The organism is Streptomyces liliiviolaceus, from assembly GCF_018070025.1.
Taxonomy (GTDB): domain Bacteria; phylum Actinomycetota; class Actinomycetes; order Streptomycetales; family Streptomycetaceae; genus Streptomyces; species Streptomyces liliiviolaceus.
Window position 1 is genome coordinate 6977309 of record NZ_JAGPYQ010000001.1, and the last position, 21072, is coordinate 6998380.

A 21072-nucleotide genomic window follows, 5' to 3' on the forward strand; every position below is an offset into this window, starting at 1 on the left:
CTGGACGACGTGCCGACCAGAGGCCCTCCCGGTCAGGATCCGGTCAGGATTGCGCAAAGGCGGCGACGACGATGTCGGCCAGGAGGGCACCGGCGGTTCCGTCGGGGTCCAGGTCGGGGTCGTAGATGGTGACGTTGAAACCGGCGCACTGCGGGGAGGTCACCAACGGCCGCAGCAGCGCGGTCAGTTCGTCGGGCAGCAGCCCACCGGCGTCGGGGCTGTCGACGGCCGGCATCACGGAGGGGTCGAGCACATCGGCGTCGAGGTGCACCCAGAAGCCGTCCAGATCCGGTACGTCGAAGGCCTCGGCGGTGGCCCGCGCGAGGGCGTCGGCGCCCCACTCGCGGATGTCGCCGACGGTCACCGTGGGGATCTTCAGCGCGGCCAGCTCGGCCCGGTCGTCCTCGAACTCGTCCCGGATGCCGAAGAACCGGATGTCCTCGTCCCGCAAATAGGGCTTCAGCCCCTCCAGGTCGGTGAGGTCGTCCTGCCCGCGGCCGGTGGCGAGGGCGACCTCCTCGCCGCCCGCGGCGCCGATCCGGTCGGAGTTGCCCGGGTGGCGGAAGTCGTGCGAGGCGTCCACCGCGGCGAGGCCGTAGCGACCGATGCGGCGCAGTGCGAGGGAGGCGCCGAGCTGGATGGAGCAGTCGCCGCCGAGGACGACGGGCAGCTCCCCGGCCCGTACGTGCCGCTCGATGCGGTCGGCGAGGGTACGGGTGTATCGGGCGAGCGCGGCGGCGTTGAAGACGCCGTCGCCCTCCTGCCAGTCGCCCCGGTCGTAGCGCGGCGGGACGACCACACCGCCCTCCAGGGCGTTCAGCCGCCGCACGATCCGCTGCTCGCGCAGGGCGCCGGCGAGCTTGTAGCAGCCGGGGACCGTGCCGGGGGCGGGCGGCCGGAGGCCGAGGTTGGAGGGTGCGTCCAGGACGACGAGATTCCTCAGGGCACTCATGTTCGAATCATATCGGCGGTGATGGCCCACCGCTCATGGTCGCGCCAGGCTCCGTCGATGAACAGGAAGTCCGGCGAGTACCCCTCCAGGCGGAACCCGCAGCGGCGGGCCAGCGCGATGGAGGCGGTGTTGTCCGGCTGGACGTTGATCTCCAGCCGGTGCAGTCCGAGCGTGTCGAACGCGTACCGCACGACGAGGTCGAGCCCTTCGCTCATCAGCCCGCGTCCGGCGGCGTGCGCGAAGGCCCCGTATCCGAGGGCGCCGCACAGAAAGGCACCCTCGACGATGTTGTTGATGTTGATGAACCCGGCGATCCCTCCCCCGTCCTTCTCGCAGACGAAGAACCCGGCCTTGCTCGGATCGTCGATGAGCCGCCCGGCGTACGAGGTGTAGGCGGCGGCGGTTCCGGGCGGGAAGAGCCACGGCTGATGCAGGGCCTTGCTCTCCCGCACGCGGGCGGTGAACTCGGGGCCGTCCTCGTGACTGAACAGACGTATGCCCACGTGGGGGCCTTCGGCGAGGTACGCGGTGCTGCCGGACATGCCGCCACGGTACGCCTGCGGCGGGCTTGTTGCGGGGCGGGGCGGGGCTGCGGCCGGTGGGCATCTGCGGGCGCGCCGTGGCTGGCCGCGCAGTTCCCCGCGCCCCTAAAGACAGGGGGCCCGGCCTCCAAGGGGCGCGGGGAACGGCGCAATCTTTTGCCCTTTAGGGGCGCGGGGAACGGCGCAGCCTTTTGCCCTTTAGGGGCGCGAGGAACTGCGCGAGCAACCCCCACCGACCCGCAGATCCCACGAACGCGCGGCCCCCAGGGGCGCGGGGAACGGCGCGGCTCGCCCCCACCAGGCCGCAGTCGAACAACCGGCCCGCGGGACGCTACCCGCGGCGGCGTACGAAGAACGCCCCGCACAGCGCCCCGATCACCGCCGTGGCGAGCAGCGCCATCCACAACGGCATCGTGACCTCGGGAATCAGCAGCCGGATCTTCGTCGCCCGGGTGTTCTCGAAGATGAAGACCAGCCCGAGCACGGCCAGCGCGACGACCGCCACCCGCCCGGGCGTCAGCAGACTCCCCCTGCCGGCCCCCGCGCCACCACCACCGTTCTGCGAACTCTTCGGGTTCATGCGACCAGGATGGGCTCGGAGGAAAGGCCACGCACGGTGAGCGGTCCCTCCGGGTGAGACGTCAGGTCAGCGCCGGCACGTCCAGCGTCAGAACCCCCGCCCCCGAACGCGCGTCCAGCTCCGCCCGCACCCCGAAAGGAACCGTCAGCGCCCCCTCCCCGTGCCCGAACCCGAACTCCTCGGCGATCGGCACCCCGAGCCCGCCGAGCCGGTCGAGAAGCAGCTCCCGCACCCGCTCGTACGGGCCGCACCGGTCCCAGGAGCCGAGCAGAATTCCCGCGACGCCGTCGAACCAGCCGGCCCGCAGGAGCTGCGTGAGGTACCGGTCGAGCCGGTACACCTCCTCGCCCACGTCCTCCAGACACACCAGCCCGCCGCCCGCGGAGGGCCGGGCGTGCGGTGTCCCCAGCTCGGAGGCGAGCAGGCTCAGACAGCCGCCGAGCAGGACACCGGTGGCCCGCCCCGGGACCAGGACCTGCCCGGCCGACCGGATCGTCCGCACGGACTCCGGCGTGAAGAGAGTCGCCCGGAGATGGTCCTGGGCGCGGGCGTTCTTGACGAAGTCGATGCCCGCGGCCATCGGACCGTGCAGGGTCACGAGGCCCAGCCGCATCGCGAACGCCTCGTGGAGAGCCGTGATGTCACTGAAGCCGATCAGCGCCTTGGGCCCCGCGGCCCGCAGCGCGTCCCAGTCGAGCAGGTCGGCCATGCGCTGCACGCCGTAACCCCCGCGCGCGCAGAACACCGCGGCCACCGACGGGTCGCACCAGGCGGCCCGGAAGTCGGCCGCCCGGTCGGCGTCCGTGCCCGCCAGGTAGCCGAACGTGCCGTGCCGGTCCAGGACATGGGGCCCCACGACGGGGTCGAGGTCCCAGCCGCGCAGGATGTCGAGCCCGGCCTGGAGCCGTTCCTCCGGCACGGGCCCGCTCGGCGCGACGACGGCGACCCGCACGCCGGCTACCAGCCGCGGCGGCCTGACGAGCTCTTTCGGCGGTCGGCCGTTCAACGGTCGGTCACTTGACGAGCTCCAGTGCGGGAACGCCGGGCGGTTTGAGGCCGAACACCTGGGCGTACAGGGAGAGTTCGGCCTCCAGGGCTCGCACCATCGTGTCGGTGCGGCGGAACCCGTGGCCCTCGCCCTCGAAGGTGATGTAGGCATGCGGCACGGACCGCGCCCGCTCCTCCAGCCGGGCCAGGAACCGCTCGCACTGCGCCGGTGGGCAGATGACGTCGTCGAGACCCTGGAGGAGCAAGAAGGGCGCGGTGACCTTGTCGGCGTGCTCCGTGGGCGAGCGTTCCGCGTACCGCGCGGGCACCTCGGCGCGCGGCCCGATCAGGCTCTCCAGGTACTGGGACTCGAAGTCATGTGTCTCGTCCACACCCCAGCCGACCAGGTCGAGGACGGGGTAGAGGATCGTCCCGCACGCGTACACGTCGGTGGCGACCAGCGAGGCGGCGGCGGTCCAGCCGCCCGCGCTGCCGCCCCGGACGGCCAGCCGGTCACGGTCGGCGGTGCCCTCCTCGGCGAGGGCGAGGGCGACGGCCGCGCAGTCCTCGACGTCCACGACACCCCACTGCTCGCGCAGCCGGTTGCGGTACTCGCGCCCGTACCCGGTGGAGCCGCCGTAGTTGACCTCGGCGACCCCGATGCCGCGCGAGGTGAAGTAGGCGATCTGCAGGTCGAGGACGAGCGGGGAGCGGCCGGTGGGTCCACCATGTGCCCAGACCACATAGGGCGGGAGCACATCTCCGGGGGCCACATGGCCGGGGTGGTGGGGCGGGTAGATATGTGCGTGGATCTCCCGCCCGGCGGGCCCGGCGAACGTACGGATCTGCGGTTCCGGGTAGTAGGCGGGGTCCACCGGGTCGTTGTGCCGGGCTCCCACGACCCGGGCCCGGCCGGTGCGGGCGTCCAATTCGACGACCTCGTACGCGCTGCGCGGGCTGGCGGCGACGGTGACGACGCGGCTTCCGTCGACGGCGAGGGTCGGCTCGTACTCGCTCCAGGGCCCGGCCGCGTCGACGACCTCGCCGCTCTCCGGGTCGAGGATGCCGAGCGCGGTGGCGCCCCGGCCGTGCACGACGGCGATCAGGCCGCTGTCCAGCGGCGCGAACCAGCGGCGGCCGACCGTCCACAGCGGGCCGCCGAACTCCTGCTCGCGGGTGCACAGGGGAAAGGGCGGCTCGCCGTCCCCGTCGGTGCCGTCGCCGGAGTCCCGGTAGAGGTTCCACCAGCCGGTGCGGTCGCTGGAGTACAGGAGGGAGCCGTCACGGCCCCAGTCGGCCTGGGCGATCGCCTCGTCGGGGCCGCCGGCGACCGTCCTGGGCTCGCCCAGGGACCCGTCGGGGCCGACCTCGGCCACCAGCAGCTCGGTGCCGTCCCACGGCATCCGCGGATGGTCCCAGGCCAGCCAGGCCGCGCGCCGCCCGTCGGGGGAGAGCCGCGGCCCGGTGACGAACCGGTGCCGGTCGTCGGTGAGTTCACGCACCGCGGTCCGGTCCTCGGCGGCCGAGCCGTCCAGCGGCACCGCGGCGACGAGCCGCCGCACATCGCTGGGCCCGTCGCCGGTGAACTCCTCCAGTACGCACCAGACCTCGCCGAGTTCCGGGCGCACCTGCGGGTCCACCCAGCGCAGTCCGCCGCCGGTGGCGGACACGGGGGTGAGGGGGCGCGGGCCGCTCGCGGGGTCGGCTGGCTCGTACACGTACAGCCGCTGGTCGGGGAAGTTCACGAACACGACCAGCGGGCCGTCCTCGCCGACCGTGCCGGTCCAGGGCTGTCCGCCGTACTCCATGACGCGGCTGCGGACGTTCCACGGGGCGGGCAGCACCGACTCCTCCGTGCCGTCGGCGAGGCGGCGCACCAGGGTGCGGCGCCCGCCCTCGGCGGGCCGGGGCTCGGTCCACCACGCCTCGTCGCCGACGAAACCGACGAAGTCGGGGTGCCCGTCGTGCGCGGCGGCGAGCGCCGCGTCGATGGGCGAGGGCCAGGAACCGTAGGCCAGCGTCTGCACTGTGTCCCCCATTTTCTTCTTCGTCCCTCTGTCTCTTTTTCCGTTTTCCCTGGGGCCGTCTCTTCCTAGGCCGTGCGCAGGAAGCGGTCGAGTACCCGGACTCCGAAATGCAGTGCCTCCACGGGCACCCGTTCGTCGACCCCGTGGAAGAGGGCCTGGTAGTCGAAGCCCGGCGGGAGCTTGAGCGGCGCGAACCCGTAGCCGGTGATGCCGAGGCGGGAGAACTGCTTGGCGTCCGTGCCGCCCGACATGCAGTACGGCACTACGTTCCCCTCGGGCGCGAACTCCTCCACGGCCGACCGCATCCGGGCGTACGTCGTCGAGTCCAGCGGCGCCTGCAGGGCGACCTCGCGGTGGACGAACTCCCACTCGACGTCCGGCCCGGTGAGCCGGTCGAGAGTGGCCCGGAACTCGTCCTCCGTACCGGCCAGGAAGCGTCCGTCGACGTGGGCGACGGCCTCCCCCGGGATCACGTTGACCTTGTAGCCGGCGTCCAGCATGGTCGGGTTGGCGCTGTTGCGGACCGTCGCCTCGACGAGGGAGGCGGCGGGACCGAGCTTCTCCAGCAGCCGGTCGACCCCGTCGGGGTCGTCGAGGGCGGATTCGACGCCGTACAGCGCGGCGAGTTCGGTGAGTGCCGCGCGGACCGTCGGGGTGAGCCGTACGGGCCACTCGTGGTCGCCGATCCGCGCGATCGCGGCGGCGAGCCGGGTCACCGCGTTGGACCGGTTCACCTTGGAGCCGTGGCCCGCCCGGCCGCGTGCGGTGAGCTTCAGCCAGCCGGTGCCGCGCTCGCCCGCCGCGAGCGGGTACAGCTGCCGTCCGGCGCCGTCGTGGAAGGTGAACGCCCCGGACTCGCTGATGCCCTCGGTACAGCCCGCGAAGAGCCCGGCGTGCCGGTCGGCGAGGAAGCCCGAGCCGTCCTCGGCGCTCGCCTCCTCGTCCGCGGTGAACGCGATCACCAGGTCGCGGCGGGGGCGTACGCCTGCGCGCGCCCACTGCCGGACGACGGCGAGGATCATCGCGTCCATGTTCTTCATGTCGACCGCGCCGCGTCCCCAGACGACCCCGTCGCGGACCTCGCCGGAGAACGGGTGGACGCTCCAGTCCTCCGCCTGCGCGGGGACGACGTCCAGGTGACCGTGGACGAGCAGGGCGTCGGCGGACGGGTCGGTGCCCTCCAGGCGTGCGACGACGTTCGTACGCCCCTTGGTGCGCTCCAGGAGGGTCGGCTCCAGGCCCGCCTCGGCGAGCAGGGCGGCGGCGTACTCGGCGGCCGGCCGCTCCTGGCAGTCGCCGCCACCGCGGTTGGTGGTGTCGATGCGGATCAGGTCGGAGGTGAACCGGACGACCTCGTCCAGGGCCTGCCCGTCGACGGCCGTCTGCTCTATCACGCTCATGTCAGCCATAGTTCTCCTCCACGGCAGCCGAGACGATCGTGGTGACCGCCTTGAAGGTCCGGATGCCCTCGTACATCGTGGCGCTGGTGTATGCCACCTTGCGTTCCCCGGTCCGCTCGACGCCCGGGACGACGGTGGCCGACAGGGCCAGGTGCTCGGCGTCGAACTCCAGGGCCACCGTGAAGGGGCCCGCCCGGTGGGGCTCGTGCCGCACCGCGAGGCGTGCCGCCTCCTTGGCCGCCGACCGGATGTCCGCCGCCGTACGGGCCGGGGTGCGGCACACGGCCGCGTACCGCGAGACATGGTCCTTGACGGCGACCTTCAGGGCCTCGGGCGCGTAGCCGAGCGCGTCCTCGCAGGCCACGTCGTCGCCGGTGACCAGCACGACGGGGACTCCGTACTCGGCGACGACGTGCGCGTTGAGCAGGCCCTCGCTGGCGCGCTCGTCGTTCACCCACACGCCGGTGATCGAGTTGGCGAGGTAGGTGTGGGCGAGGACGCCCTCCATGCCGGCGCCCGCGTGGTAGCCGACGAAGGCGATGCCGTCGACGTCGCCGTGCTGCACGCCCTCGACCATGGAGAGCGATTTGTGCCGCCCGGTGAGCATCTCGGCCCGTTCGTCCAGTTGCTCCAGGAGCAGATTGCGCATGGTCGAGTGGGCCTCGTTGATGAGGACCTCGTCGGCGCCGCCGTCGAAGAAGCCGAGGACCGCGGCGTTGACGTCCGAGGTGAACATCGAACGGCACCGCTCCCACTCGGGTGCGCCCGGCTCCACGTCGGCCGGCCAGGTCACCCCGGTGGCGCCCTCCATGTCGGCACTGATGAGGATCTTTACCATGCTCCAGTTGTATCGCAGTCGCGATGCGCTCCACAGGCCCGGGCGGTCAGCCGGTCGAACCGACCGAAACCTTCACTCGGCCGTCGGCATGTTCCTCGTCCACGGTGATGGTGGTGCCGGAGTCGGCGTCATGGCTGGACGCGTAGGGCGCGGCGTCGTAGTGGTGGACCCCCTTGAGGTCGTCGAAGACCGGGACGGCGGGCCGGGCCGGGATCACCGTGCGCACTCCGCCCTGGTGGAAGACGAGCGGCGAGGTGGGCCGCAGCCCGAAGGGCGCGTCGTACGACTGGAGGCGTCCCCTGATCACGGCGCCGGAGGCGGCCCGGGCGGGTTCGGCGTGGGCGTCGATCGGCAGGATGCGGCCGTAACCGCCGTTCGCCCGGGTCTTGTTGTCGCGGTACTTGGTGTTCCAGTACCAGATGAGCACACCGCTCTCGTAGTGCAGCCGCTCCTTGAACCGGGGCTTTCCGGGCGCCCAACCCCACTGGAAGGGACATGACTTGAGGAACCTGTCCTCCCCCACGTACTGCCTGTTCTCGACGATGTAGTAGCGGGCGTTGCCGTCCGCGTCGGCCGGCAGGTTGACCAGAAGGGCCTCCGGGCCGGCGGTCGACGAGGGCACGGACAGCGGGTTGAGCGTGACGGTGGAGGAGGCACCGGCCTTGACGGTCACATGGTCGAGCCAGCCGAGCCGGAGCCGGGCCCAGGCGCCCAAGTCGGCGGGATGGGCGGCGAGTTCGCTGTCCTCCGAGAGGAGCGAACCCTGCGCCATGACCGACCAGAAGCCGGTGGAGTTCTCGGCGCCCGATGTGTCGTACAGGTCGGGCAGGCCGAGGTCGTGCCCGTACTCGTGGGCCAGGGTGCCGAGGCCCCGGTTCTCGTTCGTCATCGTGTAGTCGTCGACCCAGATCCCGGAGTCGCCGACCTCGCTGCCCCCGTCCTTGCTCCCGCCCGCCGGGCCCAGTTTGTCGGCGCCGGTCTGCAGATGGCTGACGGTGCCGCGGTGGGAGCCGATGGCGTCGGAGCCGTTGACACCACCGCCGTTGACCTGCGACTCCCCCGCGAACATCAGCATCACACGGTCGAGATAGCCGTCGGGTTCGTCGAAGTTCCCGTCCCGGTCGTGGTCGTGACGGTCCCAAGTGTCGTACGTGGACAGGTATTTCCGCAGTGAGGCGACGGTCCGGCCGCTGGCGCGCTGGTCCTCGTACCACTGGTCGAGCCCGTCGGTGACGAGCTGCTGGTTGCAGTAGTACGTCGAGATCGGCCTGCCCTGCTTCTTGCAGGTGTCGGTGCCGTAGTGCGCGAGGGGCCGGCCCACGCGCGTCCAGTCGTGGACGGTACCGGTGATGGTGTAGGCGCCACTGGACTGCCGCTGGTAGTAGGCCTTGAGAGTGTCCCCGGACCCGCCCTTGCCACTGGTCGCGCCACCGGCCGTGCCGAAGATCTGCCGCTGGTAGTAGGCGGGACTGTAGTCGGCGGTCCAGACGGTGGAGTTGTCCGTGGAACGGTCGGGTCTCGGGATCCGATTGTGCGAGTAGTCGACGAACTCGACGGGCAGCACGAAGATCTTGTCTTGAGCGCTGGTTGCCAGGTGCGGGCGCGTGGTGGCAGGCGTGCGGGGCGGCACGGGCGCGCGCTTCGTCGGGTGCGGGTCCGCTGTGGCCGGCCGCGCAGTTCCCCGCGCCCCCAAAAGACTGCGCAGTTCCCCGCGCCCCTCTTTTAGGGGCGCGGGGAACTGCGCAACGGGGGTTCGGGGGCGGAGCCCCCATGCCTGTGCCGCGGCGTCGGGGGCCGGGGCGGACAGCGCCACGGCCGCAGCCGCGGCCACCACCCCTCCACGCCTCCACCCACTCATGTGCGTCCTCCTCGCGCCGCCGGTCCAGAGCCGCACTCAGGAGAGCATGAGGAAGCACACGGTCCGCGCTGCCGGACAGCGTGTCGCCGTCACGGTCACTCCGCCGCCCACAACCCCCGTACATGCCCGAGATGCCGCGTCATGACCGCACGTACCGCCCCCTCGTCGCGGGCGACCAGCGCGTCGAGGATCTCCAGGTGCTCCTCGGCGGAGGCCTCCAGCCGCCCCGCCTCGACGAGGGCGTGCAGTCCGTACAGCCGGGAGCGCTTGCGGAGGTCGCCGACGACCTCGACGAGGTGCTCGTTGCCCGCGAGAGCGAGCAGCCCGAGGTGAAAGCGGACGTCGGCCTCGACGTACGCGATGAGGTCACCGGCCGCCGCGGCCGTGACGATCTCCTGCGCGACGGGCCGCAGCGCCGCCAGGTCCGCGGGGGCCGCGGAGACGGCGAGGCCCACGGTGGTGGGGATCTCGATCAGTGAGCGGATGTGCGTGTACTCGTCCAGCTGCTTCTCGGACACGGCGGTGACCCGGAACCCCTTGTTGGGCACGGTGTCGACGAGCCCCTCCTTGGCGAGGTCGAGCAGCGCCTCCCGCACGGGGGTGGCGGACACCCCGAACCGGGCGGCGAGAGCGGGCGCGGAGTGCACCTCACCGGGCCGCAGCTCCCCCGCGATGAGAGCAGCCCGCAAAGCATCCGCGACCCGCTCCCGATAACTGGGCTTCTTACCCCCCACAGCGGGAAGGGCAGGGCCGCCGACACGCTGGGCAACCATGGACGATCTCCTAGGGTTTCAGGTACTTCAGATACTTCAGGGGCGCGGGGAACGGCGCGGTCTTTCGCTGCTGGCTTTTAGGGGCGCGGGGAACGGCGCAATCTTTAAGCCGCACGGCCCCACGCGGGGACGCACCGCACCCCCTCAGGGGCGCGGGGAACTGCGCAATCCTTGAGCCGCACCGGCCAACCCACCGGACCACCCCCCAACCCCCAACCCCCCGGCCTACAACACAAACCCCGCCGGAAACGGATCCTCAGGATCAAGAAGATACTGAGCGGTCCCGGTGACCCACGCCCGCCCCGTGAAGCTGGGCAACACAGCCGCCACCCCACCCACCGTGGTGACCCCGTGCAACCGCCCACTGAACCGCGTCCCGATGAACGACTCGTTCAAGAACTCGGTCTCCAGCCCCAGTTCCCCCCGCGCGTACAGCTGCGCCATCCGCGCACTCGTCCCCGTCCCGCACGGCGACCGGTCGAACCACCCCGGATGAATCGCCATCGCGTGGCGCGAATGCCGGGCCGTCGACCCGGGCGCGACCAGGTGCACATGATGACAGCCCCTGATGCTGGAATCCTCCGGATGAACCGGCTCCCCCTCGGCATTGATGGCATCCATCAACGAAAGCCCCGCGGCGAGGATGTCGTCCTTACGAGCCCGGTCGAAAGGCAGCCCGAACTCGTCGAGCGAGAGAATCGCGTAGAAGTTCCCGCCGTACGCGAGGTCGTACGTCACCGTCCGCCCGTCCGCGAGCTCGATCTTCCGGTCGAGGGCGACGGCGAAGGACGGCACGTTCCAGAGCGTGACGGACCGCGCCGCCCCGTCCCGCACCGCGACCTCGGCGACGACGAGCCCGGCGGGCGTGTCGAGCCGGATGGTCGTGACCGGCTCGACGACCTCGACCATGCCGGTCTCCACGAGTACGGTCGCGACCCCGATCGTCCCGTGCCCGCACATCGGGAGATAGCCCGACACCTCGATGTAGATGACGCCGAAGTCGCAGTCGGGCCGGGTGGACGGCTGCAGGATCGCGCCGCTCATCGCCGAGTGACCGCGGGGTTCGTTCATCAGCAACTGCTTGATGTCGTCGCGGTGTTCACGGAAGTACAGCCGCCGCTCGTTCATCGTCGCGCCGGGAATCGTGCCGATACCACCGGTGATCACCCGGGTCGGCATGCCCTCGGTGTGCGAATCGACGGCGTGCAGGACGAGTTTGCTGCGCATGAACTGCCTCCCTCTCTCCCTTGCTCCTTCTCCCCCTCAGACGAGCCCGGCCGCCACGGCCTTCTCCGTGGCGGCGCGGACGGCGGCCTCCTGGTCGGCCCGCAACGGCACGCGCGGCGGACGCACCGGCCCGCCGTACCGGCCGACGATGTCCATCGACAGCTTGATCGCCTGGACGAACTCGACCTGGGAGTCCCAGCGCAGCAGCGGATGGAGTTGCCGGTAGAGGGGCAGCGCGGTGTCGAGGTCGCCCCGGACGGCGGCGCGGTACAGCTCGACGGACGCGGCGGGCAGTGCGTTCGGATAGCCGGCGACCCAGCCCTTGGCCCCGGCGACGGCCAGCTCCAGCAGTACATCGTCGGCCCCGATCAACAGGTCTAGATCCGGGGCGAGTTCAGCGATGCGATAGGCGCGCCGCACATCGCCGGAGAACTCCTTGACGCCGTGGATGTACCCCTCGCCGTGCAGCTCGGCAAGCAGTTCGGGCACCAGGTCGACCTTGGTGTCGATCGGGTTGTTGTACGCCACGATCGGCAGGCCGGCCTTCGCGACCTCCGCGTAGTGGGCGAGCACCGAGCGCTCGTCGGCCCGGTACGCGTTCGGGGGCAGCAGCATCACGGAGGCGCAGCCCGCGTCGCGCGCCTGCTCGGCCCAGCGCCGGGCCTCGGCGGAGCCGTAGGCGGCGACGCCGGGCATGACGCGCGAGCCGCCGATCGCCGCCACGGCCGTCTCCACGACCTTGGCGCGCTCCTCGGGGGTCAGCACCTGGTACTCACCGAGCGAGCCGTTCGGTACGACACCGTCGCAGCCGTTCGCGACGAGCCACGCGCAGTGGTCGGCGTACGCGTCGTGGTCGACGGAGAGGTCGTCCCTGAGCGGAAGGGCGGTGGCGACGAGGACGCCGCGCCAGGGACGGCCGGAGGTCTGGTCGGTCGTGTCAATCGTGTCGGTCATGAGGGTTCCCGTCCGATCCTTGAAGTCATTCCGGTCCTTGAAGTCATGGGGCATGAGGGTGGGTCACGAGGCTTCATCGGGCTCGCGCGCCAGCACCCCGAGGGGCACCGGCCGCGCGAAGGGCCGCCGTGCCGGTGTCGGCGGGCACCCCGCGAGACCCGCCACCGCGGCACCGCACATCCGGCCCTGGCACCAGCCCATCCCGGCCCGGGTCAGCAGTTTCACGGTTCGTACGTCTCCGGCGCCGAGTTCGTCGACGGCTTCCCGAATCGCGGCGGCGGGCACCTCCTCGCAACGGCACACGAGGGTGTCGTCGCCGACCCGCTCCACCCAACGGTCGGGCGGCGTGCAGACGTTGTCGACGGCAGTGAAGAACTCCCGCAGCCCGGCGCGCGCCTTGGCGGCCGAGGCGTACGAACCGGGCTCGGGCGCACGGGAGTCGAGCCGCGCCGCGATGGACAGGCCCGCGATCCGGCCCTCGGCCAGCGAGAGCGCGGCGCCGCCGATCCCGGTGGTCTCACCGGCGGCCCAGACGCCCGGCACGTCGGTGCGCTGTTCGTCGTCCACGGCGACGTTCACCCCGTCGAGGCGGCAGCCGAGCGTCTCGGCGAGGTCGGTGTGCGGCAGCATGCCGTGTCCCACGGCGAGGCTGTCGCAGGGAACGCGCCGTTCGCTGCCCGCCCTGACCCGTCCGTCGGCGTCGAGCGCTGCCACGGTGACGGCTTCGAGGCGGTCGGTCCCGTGCGCCGCGACGACGGCGTGACGGACGTGGACCTTGACCCGGTACCGCGCCAACTCGGCTGCGTAGCGCGCGCCTTCGGCGAGCTTGTCCGGATGGGCGGCGAGGACCCGCGCATGCCGTACGAAGTCCTTGGGGTCGGCGGATTCCACGAGGGCGGCCACCTTCGCCCCGGCCGCGGCCAGTCCGACGGCCACGGGCATCAGCAGCGGCCCGGTACCGGCGACCACGACGGTACGGCCTGGCAGCACGAGTCCGCTCTTCAGCATGGCCTGCGCCCCGCCCGCGGTGACGACTCCGGGGAGGGTCCAGCCGGGGAACGGCAGCACCTTCTCGTAGCCGCCGGTCGCGAGGAGCACGGCGTCGGCCCGGACGACGACGGACTCCTCCTGCTCAGGACCGAGCAGGGCGTGCACGGCGAAGGAGGCGGACTCCCGCTCCACGCACCACACATGATGTTCCGTCAGGTGCCTGATCCGCCCCGCCCCGACCTGTGCCGCCAGTCCGTCGCGGAGTCGTTCCCAGGTGCGCCACTGGTGGTGCAGGGCGCCGGGGCGGCGGGCACCGAGTCCGGCGGCGGGCTGCCGGTAGAACTGGCCGCCGGCGTCCGGGGCGGCGTCGATCAGGGTCACCGCCACACCACGCGCGGCGGCCGCGAGGGCGGCGACGAGCCCGGCGGGTCCGGCGCCGATCACCGCGAGGCGGGGTCGTTCACTCATGCCGTCCGGTCCCTTCCTGGGTGCGGATCACGTCACCCGGCTCCGCCCGTACCAGGCAGGCCCGTTGGTTGGGGCGCCCGTTGACGGTCAGCAGACAGTCGAAGCACACTCCGATCCCGCAGAAGACGCCGCGCGGCTCACCGCTGCTCCGGGTCGTGCGCCAGGACATGACGCCCGCGGACCACAGGGCGGCGGCGATCGTCTGACCGGGGAGAACGGTCAGCTCCCGCTCGTCGAACGTCACGGTGAACGGCGGTTCGGGCCGCGCCCGGACCAGCCTCAGCGGAGTACGCGGCGTCACGAGCGGAACTCCTCGGGATCGGGAGCGGGTGCGGGATCAGTTACGGGTCCGGTTACGGGATCGAGATCGGAACCGGAATCGGGGAAACGGTCGGGGCGGAACGGCGCGAGATCCAGGTCGGGTGTCCTGCCCGTCAGCACCTGCGCGATCAAGTGGCCGGTACCGGTGGCGAGTCCGATGCCCGCGCCCTCGTGCCCGCACGCGTGGAAGAGGCCGGGCACCCGCGCGTCGGGCCCGACGGCGGGCAGGTGGTCGGGCATGTACGGACGGAAGCCGAGATAGGCGCGCATGGCCCGCACCTCCGTCAGGAAGGGGAACAGCCGGGTCGCGCCGGCCGCCAGTTCCCGGGTGACGGGCAGCGAGAAGGAGCGGTCGAAGCCGACCCGTTCCCGGCTGGCGCCAATCAGTACGGGGCCGGCCGCCGTTCCCTCGACCACCGGGGAGGTCTGCAGCGCCGCCGAGTCGCTGGCCACGTCGGCCACGTAGTCCGCCGCGTACACCTTGTGGCGCACCCGGCGCGGCAGGGGTTCGGTGACGAGGACGAAGCCGCGCCGGGGCAGTACGGGCAGGGACACCCCGGCTAGCGCGGCCAGTTCCCCGCCCCAGGTCCCGGCCGCGTTGACGACCGCGGGCGCGTGGATGTCGCCGTGCGAGGTACGGACACCGCGCACCGCCCCCGACGCCGTGCGCAGCACGTCCGTGACCGTCCGGCCGGTCCGCAGCGAGGCACCGGCCGTCCGGGCGAGCCGGACGAGTCGGGCCGCCGCGAGCGTCGGCATCACCTGGGCGTCCTGCGGGTAGAGCACGCCGCCCGCGAGGCCGTGCGCCAAGTACGGCTCGTGGTCGTGGAGTTGGTCCGGGCCGACGGAATCGGCCCGGACCCCGGCCGAGCGCTGTGCGACAGCCAGCTTCTCCAGCGCCGCCAGACCCTCGGGCGTGGAGGCGACGACGAGTCCGCCCTTGGCCTCGTACTCGACGGACTCGCCCACGCCGGGCTCGGCGGCGAGGTCGGCCCACAATCTCCCCGAGAGCAGGGCGAGTTCGAGTTCGGGGCCGGGTTCCTTGTCGGAGACGAGGAGGTTGCCCTCGCCGGAGCCGGTGGTGCCGCCCGCCACCGGACCTCGGTCCACCAGGACGACACTCAGCCCCGCCCGAGCCGCGTACAGGGCGGTCGCCGCCCCTACCATTCCGGCCCCGACGACCACGACATCGCAGGTCAGCGAGTTGCTCACCTCAGTAATATGTCACATACCTCTGTCCGTGCACACCCCCCTTCGCAGCGCTCCCCATCTCACCCCCGCAGCCCGCGCCCTCAGCCCGCCAGTCGTCCGGCGGCCGTCAGCGCCTCCAGGGCGCTCGCCTGGGTGCGCCAGTCCGAGACGTTGGGCGCCGCCCCCGACCAGCGCTGACCGAGGCGGTTGAGCGCGTCCCGGTCGGCCGTCCAGACGGAGTCGGCCTGCTTGGTGACATACGCCTTGTACGCGGTCGAGCCCGTGGCGTCCGCGAGGTCGGCGAGATGCCGTACGAAGATGCCCTTGAACTGCTTCTGGTTGTCGTCGCAGGAGGCCGTGCCGATGTCGCAGGACTCGGTCAGTACGCCGCCCCGGGTCAGCGCCGTCGAGGAGATCGCGGTGTCGGCCAGCCGCTTGGCCGTGTCCAGGTACCGGGTGCTCCCCGTCGAACGCCACAGCTGTGTGAAGGCGCCGATGGCGAGTCCCTGGTTGTAACTCCACACGGTCTGGCCGTTGTTGGCGCAGCCCGAGGTGATCCCGTCGTTGACGAGACCCGAGGAGTTGATCATCCCGCTGGCGAGGTACCAGTCCGCGGCCGTGGTCGCGCGGGCGCCCCACACCGTGTCACCGCTGATCCGCTGGTGCAGCGAGGTGGTGAGCCACAGATAGAGCCCGTTGGTCACGGCGTTCTTGTAGGTGCGCTCCCGGTCCCACCACACACCGCCGCCGCAGGTGCCGGTGTCCCAGTACTGGTGGACGTAGTTCGTGATGGTGACCGCTTCCTCCAGATAGCGCCGGTCACCCGTGTAGTCGTACGCCGTCAGCCAGGCCACCGCCCACCAGCCCGCGTCGTCGATGGCCCGGCTGATGAAGTGCCCCTCGATCGGGTCCGAGCTGCGCCCGCCTGCCGGGAAGACGCCCCGGTTCTGCTCGTAGGTGCGGGCGATCGCCCAGTCGTAGTCGTGCCGCCCGCTCTGCTCGGCGAACTCGACGACCGTCGTGAGCGCGACGGCGGAGTTCCACCAACTGCTGCGCCACCAGCCCTCATCGGTCCGGTACGAGGCCATCAGCGCGTCCGCCGCCCCGCGTGCCCGGGTCGGTGCGGGCCTGGCCCAGGCCGTGCAGCTGCCCTCCTGGTGGGCGGCCTCGCGACCGCAGGCGCGGACCGCCCCGCCGTACAGCAGGCCGCGCGGGTCCCGGGTGGCGAACAGGGCGGTCCTGGTGGAGGTGGCCCCGGAGGACACGCTCGTACGGCCGAGGGAGGAGCCCTCGGGATGGCTCGCTCCGCCGTCCCAGGAGCGGTCCAGCCATATCTCGTCGCCCGCGCCACCTCCCACGATGACGCCCCAGGCCGTACCGCCGCGCTGGTCGACGTGCAGGCTGATGGTGCGGCCGAAGAGTGTGGTGGCGGGCACCGGGGTGTCGTCGCCGGCCGCCGTGGCGGGGTCGGCGCCGTCGCAGGCCGTGCCGTCGCACACCTTCGGGTACACCCAGTCGGTGCAGGTCACCCCGGCGGCGTCGCCGCAGGCGCGGATCCAGCCGCGCCGGTGCGCGACGGGGTCGGTGATGTTGTACATGAGGGTGCGGGTGCCGGTCCATGAACCCGGGACGCTCGCCTTGCCGAGCAGACCGTCCCAGGTGGCGCCCCGGTCCCAGGAACGGTCCAGCCAGACCGCGTCGCCCACGACGCCGTTGTCGATGCTCGCCCAGGCCGCGCTGTCCGGGTCGGAGACGTGCAGCCGCAGGGTTCTGCCGTTGATGGTCCTGTTCGGTACCGGGAACGTGTCCTGCTGCGCCTTGGAGGGGTCGAGCGTGTCGCACACCAGGGCGCAGACCGGTGTCGCGGCATGGGCGGGGGCGGGCGGAAGAGCGATCAGACCGGTCAGGGCCAGGAACAGGGCCAGGAGTCCGCCGACGAGGGGGTGGTGGCGTGCCGCCATGACGTATCGCCTCTCTGGGGAAGCCGTGCGCGGAAGGGCAGCGGCGGCCTGCCGGGGAACCGCCGTTTAGATCGTGCCCATGTCAAACGACCCCTACGACCGAACTTCCCTGAGACTTGGAACGACTTCCGGTCACCCTCGGCCGGGCCCCACGACCATCCACAGGGAGGGCAGCTCGATCCGCGAGCCGTCGGCCCGGAACTCCATGGTGACGAGCGGCAGTTCCCCGCTCGCCACCACCACGAGACCGGCCGCCCGCAGATACTCCGGGACGGCGGCGTCGGCCACCTCTCCGGGCGCGATGCCGTGCCGCAGGACGGGCGCGAGTTTCGCGGGCGGCCCCCCGGGGCTCCGGGCGAGGTCGCGCAGCATGCCGCCGGCCGCCTCGGTCAGTTCGACGAGGAAGGCGCGGCCCCGGTCACCGACGAGCGTGGCCAGACCGTCGACGAGCGACTGCCGGTCGGCGGGCTCGCACTGGTGCAGGACACCCCGCATGTAGACGTTGGCGTCGCCGATCTCGGCGTGCAGCGTCTCGGCCTCGGCGCGCTCCGCCGCGTCGACCATCCGGTAGTGGGCCTGTCCCGCCGGGTCCGCGAGCCGGGCGTGGTCGAGGGCCGCGGCCGACAGATCGGCGCCGATGACCCGCGGATAGCGGTCGGCGAGGAACCGCGTCTGGGTGCCGTTGCCGCAGCCGAGGTCCACGAGGGGCAGTCCGGGGGCGGTCAAGTGCGGCTCGAACAGGCCGAGATGGACGCCCACGGTGAGCGCGGGCTCGGCGTCCCAGAAGACGCCTCCCCGGTCGGCGGGAGCCTCCCGCCAGAATCCCTCCCAGGCCTCCCTGTACCGAGTAGTCACGCTCATGCCAGCTCCCCAGGAAAAGTGACGGGCAGTCCGGTCTACCGCGCCGGGCGCACAGCGACAAGAACAGGGCGCACACCTTCACGGCTCATTCGCTCCCACATGCGCCCCGAAGGGGCGCGGGGAACGGCGCGACCAGCCCCCACCGACCCGCAGAGTCACCTCTACGCTTGCAGCCGACCGGCCAACACCAGCGCTGCGCCCACAGGGCGCCCCAAAGGGGGCGCGGGGAACTGCGCGACCAGCCCCCACCGACCCGCAGACTCATCCCCGCGCCGCCAAAGCGCAGCGCTCAGCGCCGCGGCAACGTCAGTTCGAACCACACCGTCTTGCCGGAGCCGGTCCGACTCGTCCCCCACTCACGCGCCAACGTGCTCACGACCCGCATCCCGCGCCCGAACTCGTCGAGCCGCCCCGCGCTGAGCAACGTGGGCAGGGTGTGATCGTCGTCGTCCACCTCGCACAGCAGGGTCTCGCCCCGGACCAGCCGGAGGTCGATGGGCCGGCTGTGGGAGTGCCGTACGGCATTGGTGACCAGCTCGCTCACCAGCAGCTCGGCGGTGTCGGCGACGGAACCGAGACCCCACACATGGAGTTGCTCACGGACCGCCGCACGCGCCCGGCCGGCCTCCCGGGGATCGTGCCCGATCCGCCACTGCGCGACGTCCTCGGGCTCGATGCCGTTGAGCCGGGCCATCAGGAGCGCCACGTCGTCCTTGCGGCCACCGCGGGTGTTGAGCGCCCGGATGATGGTGTCGCAGGCGTCGTCCATGGAGGCGGCCGGATGGGCCGCGGACTCGCAGAGCGTGGCGAGGCCGACGCCGATGTCCTCGCCGCGCACCTCGACCAGGCCGTCGGTGCACATCACGAGCCGGTCGCCGGGCGCCACCCGCACGCGTACGGACTCGAAGGGCACCCCGCCGACTCCGATGGGCGCGCCGGTCGGCAGTTCCAGCAGATCGCTGCGGCCGTTCTCGGCGCGGACCAGCACGGGCGGGATGTGCCCCGCGTTGGCGATCTCCAGCTCGCTCGCGATGGGGTCGTAGATCGCGTACAGGCAGGTCGCGAGGTAGTGCTCGCCGAGTCGCTGCGCCAGGTCGTCGAGGTTGCGCAGGAGTTGGGCGGGTGGCAGGTCGAGGGCCGCCATGGTCTGGACGGCGGTCCGTAACTGCCCCATCATCGCCGCCGAGTTGAGCCCGTGGCCCATGACGTCCCCGACGACGAGCGCGGTGCGCGAGCCGGGCAGCTTCACCGAATCGAACCAGTCGCCGCCGACCCGCCCGAGCAGCGTGCCCGGCAGATAGCGGGTCGCGATGTCACAGCCGGACATCCGCGGGGCGATGTGCGGCAGCATGCTGTCCTGGAGGGTCTCGGCGACACTCTCCTGGTACGTGTACATGCGGGCGTTGTCGAGCACGAGCCCGGCACGCGCGGCGAGTTCGGCGCCGGTGACGCGGTCCATGTCGTTGAACTCGACGCGCTCCGGGTGCCGCAGAAGGATCATGAAGCCGAGGACGACGTTACGGGCCTTGAGGGGCACGACCAGCATGGAGCGGCCGGTGATGAGGGGCCGGATGTCGCGCTTCTCGAACTGCGCGGCGATCATGTGGCCCATCTGCTCGCTGATGCGGGGCACGAGGACGGGTTCGCCGGTGGTCATGCACTGGAAGAACGGGGTGTGCGCGGGAAACGGCATGGCCTCGCCGACCGGCACGACGTCGTCCCAGCGGCCCGGTTCGTCCGTGTGCTCCAGCGCGACCCGGTGCCACATGGTGGTCGTGTCGGGCACGCCGTCGGAGAAGCCCTCACCGGCGACGACCTGTTCGCGCAGATACGTCCCGGCCACGTCGGTGAAGCGCGGGACGACGGCCCGGCTGACCTCGACGATGGTGCGGGACAGGTCGAGCGAGGTGCCGATGCGTCCGCTGACCTCGTTCAGGAACTCCAGCCGCTCCCGTACGGCCACGAACTCCAGGTCCTCGGCCTCGTCCTCGGCGTCCTGCGGCAGGGGTTCGCCCGACAGGGCCGCGGCGGCGGCCCGCTGTCGGCGCTCCTTGCGCTCGGTGCGGCGCGGGACACCCCAGTCGGGGGTGACGGGGACGCGGTCGTTCTGGCTGAACTCCAGGACGGGGTAGCCCAGTTCGAGGACCTGGGAGACGATACGGGCGCTTTCGCCCACGCTCATGCTCGGCAGGATCTCGGGCAGTCTGCGTGCCAGGTCCTCGGCGCCGGGGAAGTCGGTGTGCAGCGCGAACCCGGGCGCGATGCGCTCGACGGCGGCGCCGGCGCCGGCCGCGTCGGCGTCCTCGGGACGCAGTGCGCCCGCGTCGGCGGCGAGGACCAGCAGGCGCTCGGCCCCCGGGCCCACCAGTGGATACGCCCACCACAGGACGTCGATCCGGTCGCTGTCCGCGGCCGTCAGCCGTGCGCGGCCCGCGGCCGGGTAGAACAGCCGTCCGTCCAGGGAGGATTCGAGGTCGGGGCCGAGTCCGTCGTACGCGGCGTACGCGCCGAAGGGGGCGGCCTCGTCGTCCTCGGGCAGCGCGCCGGAGACCGGGAGCAGGTCGGCGACGGGGCGGCCCACGGCTTCTTCCCTCGCGGTGCCGAAGAGGCGGCGGGCGCCGCGGCTCCAGTGCGAGACCAGTCCTTCGCGGTCCACGACGACCACGGCCAGCGGAATCCGCCCTGCCGCGGCGACCCCGTGCGGAGGGTCGGCCCTCTCGGTGCCACGGTCCATGGCTCAGGCCCTCTCTCCCACGGTCCGCAAGATCTGTGCCACCACTCCCACCACGGTACGTCCGCGTCCGACGGCGATGTGCGCCATTCCCCGAATTCCCTCCGGCGCACACCGCCCCCGCAGGCCCGCACCCAATAGACCCGCCGAGCCCCCCACCGCCCAGGGGCGCGGGGAACTCCGCGACCAGCCCCCACCGCCCCGCACCCGACAAACTCGCCGAGCCCCCACCACCCCAGGGGCGCGGGGAACGGCGCGGCCAGCCCCCACGGGCGTGCAGCCGACGCACTGCCCAAGCCCCCCAAGGGGCGCGGGGAACGGCGCAATCTTTCGGCTGCGGACCGGTGGGGGCTGGCCGCGCAGTTCCCCGCGCCCCTAGGTAGGTGGGGGCTCAGGTAGACCGTCGACCGC

General features: G+C 72.1%; 17 protein-coding genes. All 17 read right to left on the reverse strand.

Going from position 1 to position 21072, the window contains the following annotated elements; translation table 11 throughout:
* Nucleotides 1-43: 43 nt before the first annotated feature.
* Nucleotides 44-943 carry an arginase family protein gene (locus tag J8N05_RS29865; protein WP_308286992.1) on the reverse strand — a complete coding sequence of 300 codons (900 nt, stop codon included), beginning with the start codon at nucleotides 941-943 and terminating at the stop codon, nucleotides 44-46.
* Between the two features lie 5 nt (nucleotides 944-948).
* Nucleotides 949-1494 carry a GNAT family N-acetyltransferase gene (locus tag J8N05_RS29870; protein ID WP_210888367.1) on the reverse strand — a complete coding sequence of 182 codons (546 nt, stop codon included), beginning with the start codon at nucleotides 1492-1494 and terminating at the stop codon, nucleotides 949-951.
* A 331-nt stretch (nucleotides 1495-1825) separates the two neighbouring features.
* Nucleotides 1826-2074: a LapA family protein gene (locus J8N05_RS29875; protein WP_210888369.1), complete on the reverse strand. Its 249-nt coding sequence runs from the start codon at nucleotides 2072-2074 to the stop codon at nucleotides 1826-1828.
* A 61-nt stretch (nucleotides 2075-2135) separates the two neighbouring features.
* Nucleotides 2136-3080 carry a S66 peptidase family protein gene (locus J8N05_RS29880; protein ID WP_210888371.1) on the reverse strand — a complete coding sequence of 315 codons (945 nt, stop codon included), beginning with the start codon at nucleotides 3078-3080 and terminating at the stop codon, nucleotides 2136-2138.
* A gap of 7 nt (nucleotides 3081-3087) precedes the next feature.
* Entirely contained in the window at nucleotides 3088-5100 is a 2013-nt protein-coding gene (locus J8N05_RS29885) for a prolyl oligopeptidase family serine peptidase (protein WP_210888373.1), read from the reverse strand.
* Between the two features lie 53 nt (nucleotides 5101-5153).
* Nucleotides 5154-6488: a M20/M25/M40 family metallo-hydrolase gene (locus tag J8N05_RS29890; protein ID WP_407699943.1), complete on the reverse strand. Its 1335-nt coding sequence runs from the start codon at nucleotides 6486-6488 to the stop codon at nucleotides 5154-5156.
* 1 nt (nucleotide 6489) lies between these two features.
* A complete protein-coding gene (locus J8N05_RS29895) occupies nucleotides 6490-7326 on the reverse strand; it encodes a M55 family metallopeptidase (RefSeq protein ID WP_210888377.1) in 837 nt (278 codons plus the stop codon).
* Between the two features lie 46 nt (nucleotides 7327-7372).
* Nucleotides 7373-9184 carry an immune inhibitor A domain-containing protein gene (locus tag J8N05_RS29900; RefSeq protein ID WP_282108175.1) on the reverse strand — a complete coding sequence of 604 codons (1812 nt, stop codon included), beginning with the start codon at nucleotides 9182-9184 and terminating at the stop codon, nucleotides 7373-7375.
* A gap of 95 nt (nucleotides 9185-9279) precedes the next feature.
* Entirely contained in the window at nucleotides 9280-9957 is a 678-nt protein-coding gene (locus J8N05_RS29905) for a GntR family transcriptional regulator (protein ID WP_210888381.1), read from the reverse strand.
* A gap of 225 nt (nucleotides 9958-10182) precedes the next feature.
* Nucleotides 10183-11184, reverse strand: coding sequence for a proline racemase family protein (locus J8N05_RS29910; protein ID WP_210888383.1), 1002 nt, complete (start codon nucleotides 11182-11184; stop codon nucleotides 10183-10185).
* Nucleotides 11185-11220: 36 nt separating this feature from the next.
* Nucleotides 11221-12138: a dihydrodipicolinate synthase family protein gene (locus J8N05_RS29915; protein ID WP_210888385.1), complete on the reverse strand. Its 918-nt coding sequence runs from the start codon at nucleotides 12136-12138 to the stop codon at nucleotides 11221-11223.
* Between the two features lie 63 nt (nucleotides 12139-12201).
* The gene (locus J8N05_RS48000) at nucleotides 12202-13596 is read right to left on the reverse strand and encodes an FAD-dependent oxidoreductase (RefSeq protein WP_210888389.1); all 1395 of its coding nucleotides are present in this window, start codon (nucleotides 13594-13596) and stop codon (nucleotides 12202-12204) included.
* Nucleotides 13589-13897 carry a (2Fe-2S)-binding protein gene (locus J8N05_RS29925; RefSeq protein WP_210888392.1) on the reverse strand — a complete coding sequence of 103 codons (309 nt, stop codon included), beginning with the start codon at nucleotides 13895-13897 and terminating at the stop codon, nucleotides 13589-13591. The genes J8N05_RS48000 and J8N05_RS29925 overlap by 8 nt, the downstream gene beginning before the upstream one ends.
* Complete coding sequence (locus J8N05_RS29930) at nucleotides 13894-15129, reverse strand: NAD(P)/FAD-dependent oxidoreductase (protein ID WP_210888395.1); 1236 nt, start codon at nucleotides 15127-15129, stop codon at nucleotides 13894-13896. Before J8N05_RS29930 ends, J8N05_RS29925 begins: the two co-directional genes overlap by 4 nt.
* An 80-nt stretch (nucleotides 15130-15209) precedes the next feature.
* The gene (locus J8N05_RS29935) at nucleotides 15210-17069 is read right to left on the reverse strand and encodes a glycoside hydrolase family 76 protein (RefSeq protein WP_210888398.1); all 1860 of its coding nucleotides are present in this window, start codon (nucleotides 17067-17069) and stop codon (nucleotides 15210-15212) included.
* A gap of 132 nt (nucleotides 17070-17201) precedes the next feature.
* The gene (locus tag J8N05_RS29940; protein WP_210888401.1) at nucleotides 17202-17930 is read right to left on the reverse strand and encodes a class I SAM-dependent methyltransferase; all 729 of its coding nucleotides are present in this window, start codon (nucleotides 17928-17930) and stop codon (nucleotides 17202-17204) included.
* A 289-nt stretch (nucleotides 17931-18219) separates the two neighbouring features.
* Nucleotides 18220-20664, reverse strand: coding sequence for an ATP-binding SpoIIE family protein phosphatase (locus J8N05_RS29945; protein ID WP_210888403.1), 2445 nt, complete (start codon nucleotides 20662-20664; stop codon nucleotides 18220-18222).
* Nucleotides 20665-21072 lie beyond the last annotated feature (408 nt).

Coding starts and splice junctions, on each gene's coding strand:
- J8N05_RS29935 (WP_210888398.1), bottom strand. CDS start 17,069: ATGGCGGCACGCCACCACCCCCTCGTCGGCGGACTCCTGGCCCTGTTC.
- J8N05_RS29910 (WP_210888383.1), bottom strand. CDS start 11,184: ATGCGCAGCAAACTCGTCCTGCACGCCGTCGATTCGCACACCGAGGGC.
- J8N05_RS29895 (WP_210888377.1), bottom strand. CDS start 7,326: ATGGTAAAGATCCTCATCAGTGCCGACATGGAGGGCGCCACCGGGGTG.
- J8N05_RS29870 (WP_210888367.1), bottom strand. CDS start 1,494: ATGTCCGGCAGCACCGCGTACCTCGCCGAAGGCCCCCACGTGGGCATA.
- J8N05_RS48000 (WP_210888389.1), bottom strand. CDS start 13,596: ATGAGTGAACGACCCCGCCTCGCGGTGATCGGCGCCGGACCCGCCGGG.
- J8N05_RS29875 (WP_210888369.1), bottom strand. CDS start 2,074: ATGAACCCGAAGAGTTCGCAGAACGGTGGTGGTGGCGCGGGGGCCGGC.
- J8N05_RS29915 (WP_210888385.1), bottom strand. CDS start 12,138: ATGACCGACACGATTGACACGACCGACCAGACCTCCGGCCGTCCCTGG.
- J8N05_RS29890 (WP_407699943.1), bottom strand. CDS start 6,488: ATGAGCGTGATAGAGCAGACGGCCGTCGACGGGCAGGCCCTGGACGAG.
- J8N05_RS29905 (WP_210888381.1), bottom strand. CDS start 9,957: ATGGTTGCCCAGCGTGTCGGCGGCCCTGCCCTTCCCGCTGTGGGGGGT.
- J8N05_RS29945 (WP_210888403.1), bottom strand. CDS start 20,664: ATGGACCGTGGCACCGAGAGGGCCGACCCTCCGCACGGGGTCGCCGCG.
- J8N05_RS29900 (WP_282108175.1), bottom strand. CDS start 9,184: ATGAGTGGGTGGAGGCGTGGAGGGGTGGTGGCCGCGGCTGCGGCCGTG.
- J8N05_RS29885 (WP_210888373.1), bottom strand. CDS start 5,100: ATGGGGGACACAGTGCAGACGCTGGCCTACGGTTCCTGGCCCTCGCCC.
- J8N05_RS29940 (WP_210888401.1), bottom strand. CDS start 17,930: ATGAGCGTGACTACTCGGTACAGGGAGGCCTGGGAGGGATTCTGGCGG.